Origin of the sequence: Mycobacterium sp. E3339, from assembly GCF_001666915.1 — a bacterium.
GTDB lineage: Bacteria > Actinomycetota > Actinomycetes > Mycobacteriales > Mycobacteriaceae > Mycobacterium.
On the sequence record NZ_LZIZ01000234.1, the window covers coordinates 1 to 768 of the forward strand.

General features: G+C 71.7%; 1 pseudogene. It reads left to right on the forward strand.

Features of this window, described 5'->3' with window-relative positions:
• A pseudogene (locus A5702_RS22200) lies at positions 1–743 on the forward strand (hypothetical protein); the annotation flags it as partial.
• Between the last annotated feature and the right edge of the window lie 25 nt (positions 744–768).

The following is a 768-nucleotide window of genomic DNA, read 5'->3' on the forward strand; positions in this document are numbered from 1 at the left end:
AGTTCGACCGGCTATTCCCATTTGCGGGCCCGAATCGCAATTGTTATTCGACAGACGCCAGCCTGGCGCTCACCCGCGCCGACGCGGCCGCCCAAACCGCGCTCACGGTGCTGTTGTTCACCAGCCTGGCGGTCGCGATCAGCGTACAGGTGCTCGCCGATCCGCTGGCCGGCCTGCTCGACCGGCTGGCGTTCTCGAAATCGCCTGCGCTACGCGAGGATCGGGCGGCGCTGCGGAACACCGGCGCGGCGCTGCCGTTGCGGTCGGTGGACCCGCTCGACCACGTCGACGACGCGGCGTTCGCGCGGCTCACCCGGCGCGCCCTGGGTCACTACGGCGACCTGAGCAAGCTGGTGGCCAGCCCGTTGACCGCGCTGCCCGTCATCGACGAGCGGCTCGCCGCCCGGGGCGCGCCCGACCATCCGCTGGAGCGGGCCAACGAACTCAAAGCGGTGCTGGCCGAGGCGGTCGGGCGGCTCAAGCCGCGCGACGCCGGCGATTTCGGCACCACCGAACAGTGGCGGCACTACAACTCGCTGTACTTCCCCTACGTCGTCGGCGTGCGCGCGTACGCGCAAAACGCCACCGCCGCCGGGCTTGATCCGATCGCGCGGCAAGCCTGGCAGTGGTTGGTCACCGAGGTCCCGCAGCGCTCGCTGCACAACTGGCAGAACGCCGCCGCCCGGCTGATCGCCGCGGACCTGCGCGGCCGGGTCGCGGTGAGCACCGACCGGCCCCTGTGACTGCTGGGGCGGGTGAGCGCCAGGC